At 71.4% G+C, this 17,820-nt stretch carries 12 protein-coding genes; 5 read left to right on the forward strand and 7 right to left on the reverse strand.

Going from position 1 to position 17,820, the window contains the following annotated elements; translation table 11 throughout:
• Positions 1 to 80: 80 nt before the first annotated feature.
• Together ACZ5AJ_RS03420 and ACZ5AJ_RS03425 are read right to left on the reverse strand one after the other, a co-directional pair.
• Positions 81 to 1,223, reverse strand: a complete 1,143-nt coding sequence (locus ACZ5AJ_RS03420) for a glycosyltransferase family 4 protein (RefSeq protein ID WP_464137081.1) — start codon at positions 1,221 to 1,223, stop codon at positions 81 to 83.
• A 167-nt stretch (positions 1,224 to 1,390) separates the two neighbouring features.
• Positions 1,391 to 2,971: an asparagine synthase-related protein gene (locus tag ACZ5AJ_RS03425; RefSeq protein ID WP_464137082.1), complete on the reverse strand. Its 1,581-nt coding sequence runs from the start codon at positions 2,969 to 2,971 to the stop codon at positions 1,391 to 1,393.
• Positions 2,972 to 3,056: 85 nt separating this feature from the next.
• Between ACZ5AJ_RS03425 and ACZ5AJ_RS03430 the strand changes: the two genes are divergently transcribed.
• From ACZ5AJ_RS03430 to ACZ5AJ_RS03440, 3 genes are all read left to right on the forward strand, one after another.
• Positions 3,057 to 4,394 carry a lipopolysaccharide biosynthesis protein gene (locus ACZ5AJ_RS03430; protein WP_464137084.1) on the forward strand — a complete coding sequence of 446 codons (1,338 nt, stop codon included), beginning with the start codon at positions 3,057 to 3,059 and terminating at the stop codon, positions 4,392 to 4,394.
• Between the two features lie 61 nt (positions 4,395 to 4,455).
• Positions 4,456 to 6,702, forward strand: coding sequence for a glycosyltransferase (locus tag ACZ5AJ_RS03435; protein ID WP_464137086.1), 2,247 nt, complete (start codon positions 4,456 to 4,458; stop codon positions 6,700 to 6,702).
• A gap of 205 nt (positions 6,703 to 6,907) precedes the next feature.
• Complete coding sequence (locus tag ACZ5AJ_RS03440; protein ID WP_464137088.1) at positions 6,908 to 9,061, forward strand: DUF6541 family protein; 2,154 nt, start codon at positions 6,908 to 6,910, stop codon at positions 9,059 to 9,061.
• 15 nt (positions 9,062 to 9,076) lie between these two features.
• Here the strand turns inward: ACZ5AJ_RS03440 and ACZ5AJ_RS03445 are convergent, their stop codons facing one another.
• A complete protein-coding gene (locus tag ACZ5AJ_RS03445; RefSeq protein ID WP_464137090.1) occupies positions 9,077 to 10,219 on the reverse strand; it encodes a glycosyltransferase family protein in 1,143 nt (380 codons plus the stop codon).
• 120 nt (positions 10,220 to 10,339) lie between these two features.
• On the opposite strand from ACZ5AJ_RS03445, the gene wecB reads away from it, so the two are divergent.
• Both wecB and ACZ5AJ_RS03455 read left to right on the forward strand, forming a co-directional pair.
• A complete protein-coding gene (gene wecB, locus ACZ5AJ_RS03450) occupies positions 10,340 to 11,404 on the forward strand; it encodes a non-hydrolyzing UDP-N-acetylglucosamine 2-epimerase (protein WP_464137091.1) in 1,065 nt (354 codons plus the stop codon).
• A 134-nt stretch (positions 11,405 to 11,538) separates the two neighbouring features.
• A complete protein-coding gene (locus tag ACZ5AJ_RS03455; RefSeq protein WP_464137093.1) occupies positions 11,539 to 12,672 on the forward strand; it encodes a glycosyltransferase family 4 protein in 1,134 nt (377 codons plus the stop codon).
• A 37-nt stretch (positions 12,673 to 12,709) separates the two neighbouring features.
• On the opposite strand, the gene ACZ5AJ_RS03460 is transcribed toward ACZ5AJ_RS03455, so the two are convergent.
• The 4 genes from ACZ5AJ_RS03460 to ACZ5AJ_RS03475 form a co-directional block, all read right to left on the reverse strand.
• Complete coding sequence (locus tag ACZ5AJ_RS03460; protein ID WP_464137096.1) at positions 12,710 to 14,623, reverse strand: DUF6541 family protein; 1,914 nt, start codon at positions 14,621 to 14,623, stop codon at positions 12,710 to 12,712.
• A 153-nt stretch (positions 14,624 to 14,776) separates the two neighbouring features.
• On the reverse strand, positions 14,777 to 15,850 hold the full coding sequence (locus ACZ5AJ_RS03465) for an acyltransferase (protein ID WP_464137098.1): 1,074 nt from the start codon (positions 15,848 to 15,850) through the stop codon (positions 14,777 to 14,779).
• The gene (locus tag ACZ5AJ_RS03470) at positions 15,847 to 16,275 is read right to left on the reverse strand and encodes a DUF2304 family protein (RefSeq protein ID WP_464137100.1); all 429 of its coding nucleotides are present in this window, start codon (positions 16,273 to 16,275) and stop codon (positions 15,847 to 15,849) included. The genes ACZ5AJ_RS03465 and ACZ5AJ_RS03470 overlap by 4 nt, the downstream gene beginning before the upstream one ends.
• Before the next feature lie 4 nt (positions 16,276 to 16,279).
• Positions 16,280 to 17,605: a nucleotide sugar dehydrogenase gene (locus ACZ5AJ_RS03475; protein ID WP_464137103.1), complete on the reverse strand. Its 1,326-nt coding sequence runs from the start codon at positions 17,603 to 17,605 to the stop codon at positions 16,280 to 16,282.
• Between the last annotated feature and the right edge of the window lie 215 nt (positions 17,606 to 17,820).

Consider the following 17,820-nt stretch of genomic DNA (forward strand, 5'->3'; position numbering starts at 1 on the left):
TCCGCAGAAGGGGCCTCCGCTCGCCGATGGCGAGCGGAGGCCCCTTCTCCATCTCCGACGATCCTCGTTCTCCGGGGCGCTCAGCGCAGGAGCTGCTCGTAGAACGCCGCGAGGCGATCCGCTCCCGCCTCCACGCTCCGCTCCTCGACGACGAAGGCCCGGGCCGCAGCGCCGATCTGCGAGCGCATCGCGGTGGAGTCCGGCAGCCAGTCGCGGAGCGCCCGTGCCACCTCCGCGGGCTCGGGATCGGCGGGCAGGACCGCGCCGGAGACGCCGTCCTGCACCATCTCGGCCTTGCCATCGCCGCCGGTCACGATCGCGGCGAGACCGCAGGCCTGCGCCTCCAGGAGCACGAGCCCGGCGCCTTCGGCAGAGGAGAGGAGCAGGAGGACGTCGGCCTCCCGCAGGTGGGCGCGCACCCCGTCCCGGTCGGTGGGCCCGGCGAAGCGGATATGCGCATCCTCGGCGGACTGCGCGCGGAGCTCCTGCTCGAGGGGCCCGCTGCCGACGATCACCAGCTCATGCGGCACCTCCCGGGCCAGCTCCTGGGAAGCGCGGATGACGAGGTCGACCCGCTTGCGGGGGATGAGCGCGCCGACGTAGAGGAGGCGGAGGGGGCGTGCGCCCGCGTTCTCGGACCCTGCGGCGGCAGTCGTGTCCGGGGTGAAGAAATCCGTGTCGACGCCCTGGTAGTGCACGTGGAGCCGGTCCGCGGGGGCTCCCGCGGCGAGAGCACGACGCCGTTGATGCTCGCTCACCGCGAGCAGCAGCTGTGAGCTCTCGAAGGCTCCTCGCACCTGCCGCGCGTGCACACGCTGGAGGCCTCGCGGCGCCTCGCGCCCGGCGTGCACCACGTCCGTGCCATGGAGGGTCGTCACGAGCGGCACTCCCAGGTCCGCAGCGGCGCGGACGGCGCCTCCGCTCCAGGTGCCGTGGTGCTGATGGATCAGATCCGGCCGCATCCGCTTCATGAGCGAGATCTGGATCGGCATGGCGAGCTTCGCGAGCGGCTTCTGCACGGAGTAGGGGAGCGGCCCCCTCAGCGCGGGCGTCACGGCGACGTCCGTCGCCCCCGGGGCGACCGACGCGGCCAGCGGCACCGCGTGGAACGCGAATCGGTCGCCCCGCCGCAGGAGCGACTCGGCGTGCGCGGTCACGAAGTATGTGGGCGGAATCGCCAGCAGCGCCGTGGTGAGCGCCACGCGCGAGCTCTCGTTCGTCATATCAGCGCGGTACTCCGTCTCCGAAAGATCACTGGTGCCTCCTGCCGGAGGAGGCCGACCCGAGCCTACCGGGAGGGCCCCTCGGAGAAGCGCCCTCCCGGGTGGCGCTCGTCCACGTCACGCCACGCCATGCCCGGGTCGATGCCGATCCCGCTGCGATGGCGGGTTCATCCGTCGTGCGATGCGAAGAGGTCGCTGCCGGGAACCCACCGGTCGTCGAGGAACAGCTCCGCGTACTCGCCGAGCGGCGTCATCCCCTGCATCGTCCGGCGTGCGATGCGGGAGCGGTCGGCTCCGGTGATCAGCACGTCGAAGCCGAGCGGATGGTCGAGCACGGCGTGGACCCGGCGCGCGCGCGAGCGCAGCTCCGGGATCCCCGTGCGACGAGCGAGGGAGGTCGCCGCCCGACGCGCCCAGGTGCGATCCGCGGATCGGCGGGCCGAGGACGGTGCGGGCACTCCGCTGACCTGCGTGTACAGGGTCTCGGTCAGGTCGCGGTACCAGTCCCGCGAGGCGATCGCCTCGTCGGGCGCGCTCTCGTACGCCTCCCAGACCGGCAGCTCGTGCATGGGCAGCGCCCATTCGAGTCCGACGTGCTCGTAGCCTCGCATCGAGTTCAGGATGTACTTCGCCTGCCGCTCGCGCTGCCAGAACCAGCGCACCGCGTCCATCGTCGACCGCCGGTCTCCCGCGAGGTCGACCTCGCTGAAGAAGGCTCGCAGCTCGCTCACCGCCGAGGGGAGGCGCACGGCCAGACGGGAGCTCGAGCGCAGCGCGAAGTGCCAGGGCTCGAGGCACTCGACCACGGAGGCCGGGGTGACGGGGCGCCCGTACCGCAACGGCTCGTCCTTGGCCGAGCTGACGACGGTGTGCCCCGGGATCACGATGCTCCCCGGAGCGAGCGCGCCCGTGCGGGTGAGCTCGCGCATGGCGAACCAGTCCTGGACATGGGGCAGCGAGGCGCCGCCGGATCCCGTCCGCAGGAAGCCCGCGGTCTCGGCGGAGGCCCAGGCGCTCCGGAGCTGCTCCGCGGTGAACTCCACCTTGGTCCAGGGCAGGCCGAGGCTCTCCGCGATGCGGGAGGAGGCTTCGGCCTCCGGGATCCCGTGCAGTCCGTAGGTGAAGGCGAGGACGTTCGGATAGGCGTCCCGCGCGAGCAGGGAGGCCAGCAGGCGGGAGTCGAGGCCCGCCGACAGCGGGAGCGCGATGGTGCGCCCGTCCGCCCGTGCGTAGAGCTTCTGCATCTCGGCGTCGAGCACCTCGGCGAAGTCCGCGGAGAACTGCGACAGGGACGAGGCGCGCGGCGCGGAGAGCTCGAGCCGTCGCTCGAGGCGGGACGCGACCTCGCCGGTGCGGCGATCGATCGTGACGGTCGTCCCGGAGGGGACCTGGGCGACGCCGTCGAACAGGGTGCGGGCGCCGAGCACGTAGCCGGTATGGAGGAACTCGGCCGCGGCCTCCCGGTCGAGCACCCTTCCGCCGAGGGCGTCGGCGACCGCGAAGGCGTCCTCGCCGATGTGGACCGTCCCGTCCCGGACTCCGTAGAAGAGGGGCCAGGACCGGAGATGGTCCGTCATCAGCAGGATCTCGTCGGGGGTCTCGAGGACCGCGGAGAAGAGCTCGCCGCGGCGGCGGAGGGCGAGCGGATCGATCGACGGTGGCGGTGCGGCGCCCGGGACCAGACGGAGGAAGCCGGACTCAGAGTCTCCCGACCACGGTGCACTAAGATGCGGGACGGCGGTCAGCATGGGCTCCTCGGGGGTCGGCACGCCGGGACGCGGGCCCTGCGGCCTGCTGGCACATCGTACTCACACCCCGCGAGGAGGTCGCTCGTTGGCCTCGCCCTCCAGGTTCCGCGCCGCCATCGACGCGCTGATCACCAAGTACCCGACGCTGCGCCATGTGATGGTTCTGCTCACCGGCACCGCCGTCGCCCAGGTCGTCGTGATGGCCGTCTCGATCGTCACGGCGAGGCTCTTCACGCCGGAGGCCTTCGGCCAGTTCGCGGTGTTCGGCTCGCTCACGGCGATCGCCACCACGATCGCGTCCCTGCGGCTGGACATGACGATCATGCTGCCGGAGAGCGATGACGAGGCCCGGAGGATCGCGCGCGTCGCGACCTGGAGCAATCTGTTCGTCGCCGGGCTGTTCACCGTCGCCGCGCTCGCCCTGCGCCCGCTGATCATCGCCTACTACGACGATCCCGAGCTCGCGAGCTGGCTGGTGCTGGGCGGCCTCACCGTCTTCTTCGTCGCGCAGGCCACGATGATGCAGCTCTGGTTCAACCGGAGGACCGACTACCGGACGATCTCCCTCAACCGCGTGCAGCAGGCGATCGGCGCCGCGGGCGGGCAGCTCGGGTTCGGCCTCGTCGGCCTGCGCACCCTGCCGGGCCTGATCTTCGGGACGCTCATCGGCCAGGCCTACGCCTACGTCAATCTCCGCCGCCGCTCCAAGGATCTCCGGGAGCCGGTGGAAGAGGGGACCGCGAGCGGCCTCGATCTCGTGAAGCGGTACAAGAAGATGCCGCTGCTCAACATGCCCAACGCGCTCATCGACTCGTTGCGGATCAACGGCATCACCCTGCTCATCGGCACCGTCGCGCTCGGCGCCGTGGGCCAGTTCAACCTGGCCTGGAGGATCCTCCAGGTGCCGATCGGACTCATCAACAGCGCGATCTCCCAGGTCTTCTTCCAGAAGCTCGCCCGGGTCCGGCCGGGGGAGATGTACCCGCTGGTGCGCTTCACGATCATCCGGTCGCTCCTCATCTCCGTCGTGCCCTTCGGACTGATCTACCTCGTGGCGCCCTGGCTGTTCACCTTCGTCTTCGGCGAGCAGTGGGACATGGCGGGGGACTTCGCCCGCGCGCTCACCCCGTGGCTCGCGATGCAGCTCGTCACCTCGCCCATCTCCACGGTCTTCGTCGTGACCGACAACCAGCAGTGGATGCTGGCCTTCTCGGTCGTCTTCTGCGCCGCGCCGCTCTCGCTGCTCTACTTCTCGCCTCTCCCGCTCCTCGAGACGGTCGTGTGGCTCGGCCTGCTGATGGGAGCGATGCTGGCGATAATGTTGGTGATGGCGCTGCTCGCTGCTCGCGGCTACGACCGCCGGCGACCGAAGAGCGATGCCGAGGGCGAGTCCGGCCCGGAGGCCGCGGCGCCCGGCACCTGAGCGGAGCACCACCGCTCGATCAGCCCGCGATCACCCGCCCGACCCTCTCCTGGAGCCCTGCATGCGAGTCCTCGTGATCCCGTCCTGGTACCCGACCTCGCAGGAGCCGCTGAACGGCTCCTTCTTCCGCGAGCAGGCGCTGATGGTCGCCGAGGCCGGTCATGACGTGGCCGTCCTCGCGCCCCGCGTCGTCCCCGCGGCCCGGTGGCGCGGATCCTCCGTCGAGAGGGTCGTCGACGGGCCGCTCACCGTCATCCGCTTCGACGTGCCGGCGCTGCCGCGCCCCGTCCAACGGTTCGAGCAGGCGCTGATGGGCTCCCTGGCGGCGGCGGCCTACCGGACGGCGTTCTCCGAGGCGCCCGACGTGCTGCACGCCCACTCGGCCGTTCCCGGACTGCTCATCGCCCAGGACCTCGCCGTGCGGTGGGGTCGCGGGGTGGTGTTCACGGAGCACCGGCCGTCCAGCCTCACGAGCCCCCGGTCCGCGACCCGCTCCGCGCATCTCCTCCATGCGCTGGCCGACGCGTCGGTGCGGGCGACGGTCAGCCGGCCGTTCGCCGAGGCGATCGCCGAGCACTACGGCATCGTCGAGCCCGAGGTGATCCCGCTGCCGGTGCCCGACGAGTTCTTCGCCGCGACGCCCGAGACCGAGTCCTTCGAGGCGGCCTACACCTTCCTGCACGTGTCCAACCTCGTGCGGAACAAGCGGGCGGAGGAGACGATCGATGCCTTCGCGCGGACGCGGGCCGACGTCGCATGCCGTCTCGTGATCGCCGGGGGCGGACCGCAGCGGGTCGAGGAGCTCCGCGCGCACGCCGCGGCGCGCGGGGTGGCGGAGGACGTCGAGGTGCTCGGTCGCGTCGATCGCGCGGAGCTGCCCGCGCTCATGGCGCGCTGCCACTGCCTCGTCCTCGCGAGCGCGATCGAGGCCGGCGGCACCGTCATCGGCGAGGCCCGGGCCGCGGGCCTCACGGTGATCGCGACGGAGACCTGGGCCGGGCGCGCGTGGGTCGACCCCGCGCGCGGAGCGGTGGTCCCCGTCGACGACGTCGCGGCGCTCGGCGAGGCGATGGCCTCGGCCGCGCGGAAGGCCGAGAGCCGCTCCGGCGCGTTCCGCCGGGACGTGCGTCGAGAGGCCCGGGAGATCTTCTCCACCCGGGCGTTCGCCGAGCGGCAGGTGGCGATGTACGAGCGCGCGGCGGAGCGCGAGTCCCGGCCCCGCATGCTCTTCCACGCCCCGTTCCCCATCGATCCCCACCCGAAGGGCGCGAGCCGGCTCCGTCCGCTGCGCATGCTCGAGGCGTTCGACCGGATCGGATACCGGGTCCATCCGCTCGTCGGCTCGCCGCGCCAGCGGGCGGTCGCGTTCCGCGCCGCCCGGCGCCGCCGTCGGGCCGGGCAGACGCTCGACATGCTCTACTCGGAGAACTCGACCCAGCCGAACCTCCTCGCGACCAGCGTGAAGGAGGGTCTCGCTCCCTTCCTGGACGCCCGGATCCTGCTGTGGGCCCGGCGCGCGGGGATCCCGGCCGGCGAGTTCTACCGCGATGTCTACTGGCGATACTCGACCTCCCTGCGCTCCCTGCGCACACCGCGCGCCGCGATGATGAACGTCCTGTACAGGATGGACCTGGCGGCGCTGAAGCTCGCTCGAGCGCATGTCTTCCTGCCCTCCGAGCTGATGGCGCCGATCGTCCCCGTCTCCCCGGCGTCGAGCAGCGCGCTGCCGCCGGGATCCGATGTCGTGGATTCGACGACTCCCGACGGCCTGCACCTGCTGTACGTCGGAGGGATCGGCTCCGAGTACGGGCTGGACGCCTGCCTCGAGGCGGTCGAGAAGACCGAGGACGTCACCCTCACCCTCTGCGTCCGTCCGGCGGACTGGGAGAGGAGCCGGGAACGCTACGAACACTTCCTGAACGAGCGAATCCGTGTGGTCCACGCATCGGGTCCGGAGCTCGAGCCGCTCTATGACGCGGCCTCCGCCTGCGTGCTCTTCGTCGAGCCGGGGGAGTACCGCACGTTCGCAGCCCCCGTGAAGTTCTTCGAGTACATCGGGCATGGCAAGCCCGTCCTGCTCAGCAGCGGGACCCATGCGGCGACGCTCGGGAAGCAGCTCGGGATCGGCCCGGTCATCGACTACTCGGCGGATGCGCTCGCCGCCGAGCTCGAGAGGCTCCTGGAGGATCCCCGTCGGCTCGAGGAGCACGCCGCCAACGCGCGCCGCGCTCGTCCCGACCAGACGTGGACCGCTCGTGCCCGACAGGTCGCGGATCGGCTGCGCAGCGGCGCCCGCCGGGAGCGCTGAGGCCCGATCGCCGCCGACCGGTCCGGCGCCCCCGCGGAGCACCCGCGGAGATCACCCGCCGACGACGCCACGACATCGCCCACAGTCCGGGGCGTGAGCAGGGGAGGCGCGCGCCCCTCCGCTTACGCTGTCCTGGCGGACGGCGGTCCCCGATCGACGCCGCCCGAGGCATGACCGCGCCGCGACAGCGAAGAGAGGGCAAGGGATGGAACATTTCCACGCATGGGCGACGACGGCTCCGATCCTCGTGGCGCTGCTCGTCCTGGTCTATGCGCCCGGTCTCCTCCTGCTGCGCCTCGCCGATGTGAGGTGGGGGCTGTCGATCGGCTTCGCCCCGGCGATCACCTGCGGCCTGGTGGGGGTCGGAGGCATCGGGCTGTCCCTGATCGGCGTGCGCTGGGGCCTGCTCAGCTTCTGCGCCCTCGTGGCCTGCGGCGCCCTGCTCGTCCTCGGATACCGATGGGTGCTCCGTCGCGCCGGCCAGCAGGGGCGTCCTCTGGGCGGCGAGATCGACGGGCCTCCGAGGACCGGGCGCCAGCTCCTGATGGTCGTCGGAGCCGCGGGGATCGCGGTGCTGGTCCACTGGGTGCCGGTGCTCGTCGCCGTGGATCCGTACTTCCCCAGCTCCCTGACCGACCCGATGTTCCACTACAACGGGATCAACGCGGTCCTCACCACCGGCGACGCCTCCATGTTCGGCGCCATGGACTGGAACCACGGGCTGCGGGTCCTCGACGTGACCTACCCGGCGGTCTGGCATGCGCTCGCCGCGCTGGTCGCCGCGCCGACGGCCGTGATCGAGGTCGCCCACGTCCTGAGCTATCTGGTCACCCCGGTCATCTTCCTGGTGGGGATGACGTGCCTGGGAGCCGAGGTCTTCCCCCGTCGCCGACGGATGGTGATCCTGACCCCGCTGGTCGCCGCCGGCTTCGTGGCCTTCCCGGACTACATGGCGGTCGGGAAGAGCTTCTGGCCGAACGCGCTCGCCCTCGCCCTGTTCCCGGGAGTGCTGGCCCTGGGCTACGCCGCCGTGCTGGACATGTCCCGCGGAGGGCTGGCCCGCAACGGGGTGCGATACATCGGGCTGATCCTCCTCCTGCTGGCGGGCACGGCGGGGATGGTCCTCTCCCATCCCACCTTCATCTTCACGCCGCTGTGGGTGCTCGCTCCCGCCTTCGCGGTGATGACGCTGCAGCTCCTGCGGAGGCTGTGGGGCGTCTGGCCCCGCCCGCGATTCGTGGTGGCCTGCGCGGCATCGGTGCTCGCGGCGACCGCGGTCCTGATGGGAGTCCTCAGCCACCCCCAGGTCCAGGCCGCGATGTCGCGCCCGTCCATCGGGGAGTGGGACTCCTTCCTCTCGCGCCTCACGAGCACTCTGATGCTCTGGCCGAGCACGCCCGACCCCGTGATCCTCAGCGCCCTCGCGCTCTTCTACGGACTTCCGACGCTGCTCGGCGTGGTCGCCGCCGCCTGGTCGCGCAGATCACGATGGGTGCTCGCGGCGTGGACGATGCAGACGCTGCTGATCCTCGGGGTGTACTTCCCGCTCCCGATCCTGTCGAGCATCGCGGGCATCTGGTACTCGGACGCCTACCGGCTCTTCGCGATCCAGGTCGTCTTCCTCGCCCTGCTCCTCCCCATGGGCCTGTCGACGCTGTGGGAGACCGTCGGCGACGCCGCCGATCCCGCGGCCCGGTCGCGCTGGTCGACGATGCTGCGGGCCGCCGCAGGACGACCCGCGACGCGAGCGGTGATCGTCGGGTTCCTCATCGCTCATCTGGGCCTGGGGGGATTCCTGTCCTGGAAGGCGGCCTACGCTCCCGCGGCGCCGTCGATCGGGGAACGGGCGATCATCGGCTCGCCCGCGGAGTTCGAGATGCTCGAGGACCTCGACGAGATCCTCCCGGAGAGCGCGGTGATCCTCGGGGATCCGCTGAGCGGCGTGGGCTACGCACCGGTGCTCGCGGACGTCGAGTCCGTGTTCACGCAGGTGTCCGTGCGGTCGCTCGATGAGGACGGCGTGTATCTCGCTCAGCACTTCGCGGACATCCGCTCCGATCCGACCGTCTGCGACATCGTGCGGCACTACGGGATCACCTACTACTACGAGGACGATCCGGTGCTGTATGAGGGCGAGCCGCGGAGCGAGTCGCTGCCCGGGCTCTACGACGTCGACACGTCCGAGGGGTTCACGGAGGTGGCGGCCGCAGGGACCGCGACGCTCTGGAGGATCGACGCCTGCGGCGAGATCGACAGCCGCGAGAACTGGTGGGACCCGAACTGGAGGGGGTACACCGTCGTCGGCGACGGGGTCGACCGCGAGGGGGACGCCCCGGAGGAGGCCGGCGGCGCGGGCTGACCCGGGGGCCGGGGGTCAGCGGGCGACGAGCTCCGCGAGGATCTCCCGTGCGACGTCCGCATCGGTCTCGAACGCGAGCGTGCGCGCCGCCCGATCGGAGGCCTGCTTCCAGCCTCGGATCTCCTCGGCGTCGACGTCCTGCAGGGACTCCACAATCGACTCCAGGCGGAAGTCGGCGGAGACGACGCCCAGGGAATGCTCCTCGACGAGCGCCTCCATCTCCGGCGAGGGGCCCACGGCGATCCCCAGGCGAGCCTGGACGTAGTCGAAGAACTTGTTGGGGAGCGTGAGACGCCCGTTGGTGTGCACGGGCGGGAGCCAGAAGACGCCGACGTCGTAGGCGTTGAGAGTGCTGGGCAGCGCCATCGGAGGGACCGGATCGAGGAATCGGACCCGACCGTCCTCCGGGGCCCGCTCCTCGAGGCTGCGCAGATATCGGCCCCCGTCGTTCGCCGGCACGAGGTACAGATCCAGGGTGAAGCGCTCCGGGAGGGCGCTGACCGCGTCGATGGTGAGCTCGAGGTTCCTCCCCTGCACGGCGGCGCCGGAGTGCACGAGGCGCACGCGGTCGTCGGGGACCTCGGTGACGGCGAGATCCCGGAACGGGGAGGAGTTCCGCATCGTGCGGGCCTCGACGCCGTAGCGGTCGCGGTACAGATCGCCGATGCGATCGCCCACCGTGGTCACCGCCGCGCATCCGGGGAGGTACGTGCGGCAGAGATGGTCCATCAGCGGCGCCACGAGGAGTCGCCAGGAGAGGATGTGGGTGCGTTCTTCGGGTGCCCACTCGTGCATGTCCGCCCAGATCGGGGCGCCGTGCGCGACGGCATCAGCGAGACCCAGGATCCGTGCCTCGTTGGCGACCACGACATCGAACCGGCGTCCCTCGAGGGCGGAGAGCACCCAGCGGAACGCGGGGGCCTCGAGCTCCGCCGAGCGCAGGCGGCGCAGCCCCAGCTTCGCCACGCCGATCGGGGTCTGAGGAAGGGTGCTCAGCCCGTCGGGGACCTGGATGTGCTCGTCCGCATCTTCCGGCGCGGGGCCGAAGCCGACCGTGGTGACATGTCCGAACTCGGCGACGACGGAGAGCTGTCGGAGAACGCGAGCATCGCGATGGATGGGGGACAGGCTGATCACGAGGAGCTGCGGTCTGGGCACGTCGGCCAGTATAGGAGGAGGCGGCGGCCGGTCGGCGCGCGTTGGGCGTCATGTCCTGCGGGCACCGGCAGGGTCCGTACACTGCGGGGGTCGCCTCGATCCGTCCCAGAGGGAGCCCTCATGAAGATCCTGTCCGTCGTGGGCGCGCGCCCGCAGTTCGTCAAGCTCGCGGCCATCGCCGATGCCGCCGCGCAGCGGGACGACGTGGAGCACGTCATCGTCCATACCGGCCAGCACTACGACGCCGCGATGAGCGATGTGTTCTTCGCCGATCTGAGGATCCCCGCGCCGGATGTCAACCTCGCCGTCGGCTCCGGCTCCCACGGGCGTCAGACCGGGGCGATGCTCGCCGGGATGGACGAGGTGCTCGAGGAGCACAGGCCGGATTGGACACTCGTCTACGGCGACACCAACTCCACGCTCGCCGGCACCCTCTCCGCGGTGAAGATGCACCTCAAGGTCGCGCATCTCGAGGCCGGGCTGCGCTCCTTCAACCGGCGCATGCCGGAGGAGCACAACCGCGTGCTCACCGACCACGCCGCGGATCTCCTCCTGGCTCCGACCGAGGTGGCCCGCGGGCATCTCGCGGACGAGGGGCTGGCCGGGCGCACGCTCGTGACCGGAGACGTGATGACCGACGTGTGCCTGCGGGTTGCCGAGTCCGTGAAGGACGTCCCCGTCGCGCTCCCCGGGGGGATCGATCCGGGCGGCGACTACGCGGTGGCGACTATCCACCGCGCCGACAACACCGACGATCCCGAGCGGCTCGCCTCGATCATCTCGTCCCTGCAGGCGCTGGACATGCCGCTCGCGCTGTTCGCGCACCCTCGACTCGTCGCCAAGGCGAAGGAGGCGGGCATCGAGCTGGCGGGAGGCGCGGTGCACGTGGGCGAGCCCGTCGCGTACCCCGACCTGATCAACGCCGTCCAGCACGCGGCCGCGGTCGTCACCGACTCCGGCGGCCTGCAGAAGGAGGCCTATCTCCTCGGCACTCCCACCTCGACGGTGCGCACCGAGACCGAGTGGGTCGAGACCCTCGACAACGACTGGAACCGTCTCGTCGTCGATCCGGCCGAGCTGACCGCCGCGGTGACGCGTCCCCGTCCCACCGCCGACCGTCCCGCCCACTACGGCGACGGACGGGCGTCGCTGCGCAGCGTGGACGCGCTGCGGGAACGGGCCTGAGGGGGCCGGCCGCTCCGCGCGGTCCGGTGTGGAGACCCGGTGCTACTGTGAGGCGCTGGCGAGAAGAACCCCAGGAGAAGTCGGAGGGCCACTGCGTGGCGTCGAAGCAATCCCGTCGGACGCGCGGAACGTATGTGGTCGCGACCCGGCTCTTCGCTCCCGAGCCCACACCGGCCGCCTCGCGCAACGAGGCGCTCGCCCGGGCGATGGAGCGAGCGGGCCATCGGGTCACCGTCATGACGACCAGATCGGTCGATGCTGAGGGGCATGCCGATGAGCTGCGGGACGTGTCCCGCTGGCCCGTGAAGCGGGACCGGCAGGGGCACGTCAAGGGCTATGTCTCCTACCTGAGCTTCGACATCCCGCTCTTCTTCCGGCTCCTCGCCCAGCGCGATCTCGCGGGCGTCATCTCGGAGCCCCCGCCCACCACCGGGCTGGCCGTCATGGCCGCGAGCGCGCTCCGTCGGGTGCCCTACGCCTACTACGCGGCCGACGTCTGGTCCGACGCGACCGAGACCGTCGCAGGAGTGCCGTGGATCGTGCGCACCGTGCTCCGCTGCGCGGAGAAGCTCGTCTGGCGGCGCGCCGAGGTGATCCTCGCGACCTCCCAGGGCGTGCACGACCGGATCGTCGAGCTGATCGGCACGAGACGATCGCTCGCGGTGGTCGGCAACGGCATCAACATCCGGGACTTCACCCTCGAGGGGCCTGTCGCGGAGGAGCCCGGGCCGTACTTCGTGTACACCGGCACCGTCTCCGAATGGCACGGGGCCGGAGTGTTCCTCGAGGCCTTCGAGCGCGTCGTCGCGTCGCATCCGGGGGCACGGCTCCTGTTCTTCTCCGAGGGGGCGCACCGCGACGAGCTCGAACAGCGTGCGAAGGAGCGCGGCCTCGACGGCATCGAGTTCCGCCGACGCCTCCCCGCGCGCGAGGTCGCGACCTACATCCGTGGCGCGGCGGCCGCGCTGAGCTCCGTCACCCCGGGCCAGGGCTACGACTTCGCCGTCGCGACCAAGATGTTCGCGGCCACGGCCTGCGGAACTCCCGTGATCCAGTCCGGGGACGGCTACGGAAACCGGCTCGTGGAGGACAACGGCCTCGGCTGGTCCGTCGCCTACGATCCCGACGAGGTGGCGGAGGCGATGCGCTCGGCCCTCGACGGCGTCGACGTGCCCGACCGGGCGCATCTGCGCGCGTGGACGGAGCGGGACGCCAGCCTGGACGCGAGCGGCGACCGAGGCGTGGAGGCGCTGGCTCCGCTGTTCTGAGCGGTCCCGCGTCGAGCCGGTCGTCGGCCGCGCCGACCTAGCAGTCGATCTCGTAGAGCGCCGAGTGGTCGGTCGCGACGATCGGCACGAGACCCTCGATGCGCGCCTTCTGGAGCGGCGCATAGGCGGCGACCGTGTTGTACGCGTACGCATCGACGTACACGTACTTCACTCCGGCTCGCGCCAGGACGTCGCACGTGCTCGCGTCGGGCGACGCCGCCGCCGCGATGACATCGGGGTCCGGATCGCGCTGCGCATGGCCGTCGGTGAGGAAGCGGACCGACTGCCCGGAGATCGCATAGAGATGGGCCGCCCCGGAGAACGGGCTCGCGATGAGCACCCCGGAGCTGTCGAGGGTCGGGGCGACCTCCTTCAGGAGCTCCCATTCCTCGGTGTCGAAGTACCGGTTCCGGTTCTGCATGTCCAGGTCGAAGTTCAGCGCCGCCTGGTCGGCGCGCGTGGGGATGTTCCAGGCGACGACCAGCGCCGCGAGGACGGCCAGCGCGACGGCGGGCACTGCGGCGCTCCGTCGTCCCCGTCCCCGACGCAGCGTCTGGCGCCGCCACCAGGTCCGCATCGCGGCGAGGCCCGCCACCGCGAGCGGAACGGCGACCAGGGTCAGGAGCATGGACAGGCGATCCTGCCCGCGGTACCAGAGCACCGAGAGCCCCAGCGAGGAGTCCACGGCCGCATCCAGGTACAGCACGGCGACGACCGCGGCGCAGAGGATCGCGCCCCATGCGCGTCGTCGGGCGAGGGCGATGACTCCGACCCAGGCGACCAGCCAGAGCAGCACGCCCTGGGCCATGGGCCAGACCGTCAGGAGCCCGAGCCCCACCTCGCCGATCGCCTGCCACCACGGCACCGCGAGGCCGCCGTTGAAGCCCTGCGCGACGCCGCTGCCGGGCATCGCGATGATCAGCAGGGTCGGGGAGAGGGCGATCAGCGGCAGCACGAGCAGCCTTTGGCGCGCGCGTCCCGCTCGCACCCGGCCCGCGGCGTCGTAGCCCGTCGCGATCGCGGTGAGCAGCGAGAGCGCGATGAGGACGTTCGGATGGAGCAGCGCGATGCCCGCGACGCCTCCGAGGACCAGGACGACCAGCAGCGACCGGCGGCCGAGGCCGGGAAGCCTTGCCGAGGTCAGCGCGTGCCAGGAGGCGACGACGAGCGCCGCGAGACCCGGCAGGACCGCGAATCCGACCAGATTCGACGTGGGGGAGAGATGCACCCATTCGTTCAGCGGTGCGGCCGGCGCTAGCGCGCCGAGGATCGCTGCGGCGGCGGGTCCCCAGGACAGCCGCGGCCACAGCGCCTTCGTGAGCACGGCCAGACCCGTGCACCATGGCAGCGTCGCCAGGGCGATGGCGGCGGCGTTCACGGTGATCGTCGTCGATGCGAAGGGGATCAGCGCGGCGATGTCGTGGAACGCCGCGGGATAGAAGGCCGCGCGCTGGTCCGAGTAGGCGATGCCTCCGAGGGTGAGCGTGGAACCGTCGCCGGTCTGCCGCACGTGCTCGACGGCGCTGAGGTGGAAGAGCGCGTCCCATCGCTGCAGGACCGCGTCCGGCCCCGGCATGGCGTGCAGGACGGGGCCGACGGCGACGGCGACGGCGATCAGCACGAGCACGATCGGCACGATGCGAGCGGCCGGGCTCCTGGGGCGGGGGGCGGCCGGTGCGGGCAGGAGCGGCCCGGCGATCCGGCGGCCCAGGAGCGCGCAGACGGCGGCGGCCGCGAGGACCAGGGCGAGGGCGCTCACGAGCGTCCAGCGGACGCCTGCGGCGGAGAAGAGGACGGCGGCGATGCCGAATCCGCCGGCGGTCAGGGCCGGCGCCGTGCCGACGGCGTAGAGGGCCGGGACCCGGCACAGACGAGCCCACAGATAGCCGGGGCCGAAGATCAGCAGCGCGGCGAAGGCCGCCGCGGCGAGGAAGAGGAGCCATCCGGTCATGCGTGCCGCCCCTCCGCGCGCGGACGAGGCGCGGCGGCTCGCCCCCCGGGGCGGCCGATCCGGCAGGATCGTTCGAGGGCGGCGGTCCGGTCGGTGGCCGGACGTCCGTCGAGACGGCTCACGAAGCTCACAGTGCTGGTCCTCCGGGCAGGTTCAGAAGATGGTTCGCAGTAGGGGGACACGTCGCCCGAGGAGGGCGATGCAGGTCGAGACGGCCACGGTGACCGCCCAGGTGATGGCCATCGGCACCGCATCGTAATCCTGCAGGGCGGGGATCAGCTCCCGGAGGGCGACGAGGATGGCGAAATGCACCAGGAAGATCCCGAAGGTCGCCGCTCCCAGGGTGCGCAGCAGCCTCTCGGTGCGCGCCGAGACCCGCCATCGGCCGCACAGGCTGGACACCGAGGCCATCAGGACCACGGAGTGCACGACGACGGGCAGCGAGCCGTACAGCGGGGCGAGGACGGCGGCCCACGGCTCGACCGGAGCGGTCCCGTCGATCCCACCCGCGCTCCGGAGGTAGATCGCGGTGATCGCGATGATGAGCACCGGGCTGAGGACGAGGCCCGCCATCGCCGCCGGTCGGGGGATCGGTGCGACGAGCACGGCGCGGCCCAGGACGTAGTAGCAGGTGTAGAGCAGGACATAGGTCAGGCTGCTCGCCGTCACGGGGACGACGGAGATGAGCCCGCTGCCGCCGGCCTGGGACAGGGAGACCGCGAGGACCGTCCATGCGGCCGTCGCCAGGCCGAGGATCCAGGTCCGTCGCCCTTCGTCCTGCGCGAGGAAGGGCGTCAGCACGGGCGTGATCAGGTACAGGCCCGCGATCGCGAAGAGGAAGTACAGGTGCGTGTAGGTCTCCCCGGTGCTGATCAGGTCGATCAGCTCGCCGAAGGATGCTACCGGCGCTCCGGAGATGGCGCCGCGGATCACGATGAGGTAGAACGCGGACCAGACGACCAGCGCGGGAAGGATCCTCGTCGCTCGCCGGGCCAGGAACGCCGAGGGTCCGTCGCGCTGCGCGAGCGGATCCAGGTTGAGCGCACCCGACATCATGAAGAAGACGGGGACGGCGGCCTTGAGCGACATCAGGAGGACGACGGTCACGATCCCGACCTCGTGGGCGGCGACGCCCCCGCCCACGACGTGCACCCCGACGACGCCGAGCACGGCGATGATCCGGGTGACGTCGAGGTACGGGAGGTACCGGGGGACGGGGGAGCTCACCCGTTCTCGGACGGGCGCTCCACCTGCCCCCGGTAGGTCGCCGGCTGCACCGCTTCGTCCAGCGCGAGGCGCCGGGCGAGATAGGTGGTGCGCTTCTCGGCGGCCTTCGTCCGCGCCTCCTGGAGCGCCAGGAAGCCGAGCAGGACGAGCACCGTCGCATAGAGCAGCAGGTCGGCGCCGCGACCCACGCCGATCATGTTCGCGACCTTGGTGAGCATGCTCGGGAGGAGCACCGTCAGCACGGCGAAGAGCGCGAAGGCGATGATCAGCAGTCGGCGCACGGCCAGCTGCTTGGCGCCGCGCGTCATGAACAGCCATCCGACGATGAGCACGATCCCGAGCACCAGGACGAGCTGGACGATGAACGTGCGGCCGCCCACCCCGAGCCCGGGGCCGAGGGCGATCAGCTGGTCGAGTCCGGTCATCGGCTCAGGCCTCCTGGGCCTGCTGGTGGGTGGAGGCGGAGCCGTCGCCGAGGACCAGGCGGGGGGTGCCGGTCCAGTTCTCGGCGGTCGTCACGTTGCGGCCGTCCACGAGGAGCTTCACGCCGGGCACGTCGGCCGCGGTGATGTCCTTGTACTCGGGGTGGTCGGTCTGGACGATCACAAGGTCGGCGGCCTCGCCCAGGTGGTACGGGGCCCAGCCGAAGCCTGCGAGCTCCTCGTCGTCGTAGAAGGTGTCATGCACCGCGACCTCCGCGCCGTGCTCGCGCAGCGCCTCGACGACCGGGAAGACGCCCGAGAAGGCCGTCTCCTTCACCCCGGAGCGGTAGGAGGCGCCCAGCACGGCCGCCTTGAGCCCGGTGAGGTCGCCGAGCAGCGACGCGGCGCGCTCCACGAGGCGCGCAGGGACCGAGGCGTTGAGCGTGCGGGCCGTGCGCACGGTCTCCGCATGGGGATCGGTGGAGAGGTACAGCCGCGGGTAGACGGGGATGCAGTGCCCGCCGACGGCGATGCCGGGGCGGTGGATGTGCGAGTACGGCTGCGAGTTGCTGGCTTCGATGACCTTGTAGACGTCGATGCCGTTGTCCTGAGCGAACAGGGCGAACTCGTTGGCCAGGCCGATGTTCACATCGCGGTAGGTGGTCTCGGCGAGCTTGGCGAGCTCGGAGGCCTCCGGGGAGCCGAGGTCCCACACGCCGTTGGGGCGGGCGAGATCGGGGCGCTCGTCGAAGGTCAGGGCGGACTCGTAGAACGCTCGGGCGCGCTCGGCGCCGTCCTCGCTGATCGCGCCGATGAGCTTGGGGTACTTGCGCAGGTCAGCGAAGACGCGGCCGGTCAGGACGCGCTCCGGGGAGAAGACGGCGAAGAAGTCCTGGGACTCCTTCAGCCCGGAGATCTCCTCGATCATCGGCACGAAGCGTCCGCGCAGGGTGCCCACCGGGAGAGTGGTCTCGTAGGACACGAGGGTCCCGGGCGTCAGGTGCTCCGCTAGGGAGCGCGTCGCCTGGTCCATCCAGCCGAAGTCCGGCTGCCAGGTCGCGTCGTCGACGAACAGCGGGACGACGATCACGACGGCGTCGGCCCCCGGGATCGCCTCGGCGTAGTCGGTGGTCGCCCGGAGCCGGCCTGCGGGGACGAGCTCGGAGAGCTTCTCCTGCAGATGCGCCTCGCCGGGGAAGGGCTCGACGGCCTGGTTGATCAGCTCCACCTGGCGGGGGTTCACGTCGACCCCGATCACCTCGTGACCGGCATCGGCGAACTGCACCGCGAGCGGCAGTCCGATCTTCCCCAGGGCGACGACAGCGGTCTTCACGACGAAATCCTCCTCGTCCGGCGACCCCCTCGGGCGCCGGGTGCGCGATGACGACCACCGGCGGCGGTCACCCGGACAGGGTATCGTCCACGGCGTCCGGGATGCTGCTCCCGCGCCCGTCCGCACAGGGACCCCACAGGGCACGGGAACAGCCTGTGAACAGCCCATGAACCCTCCGTGCAGCTCGCATGCACGGCAGGGGACCACGCCTGCGA

The organism is Brachybacterium zhongshanense, from assembly GCF_055385755.1.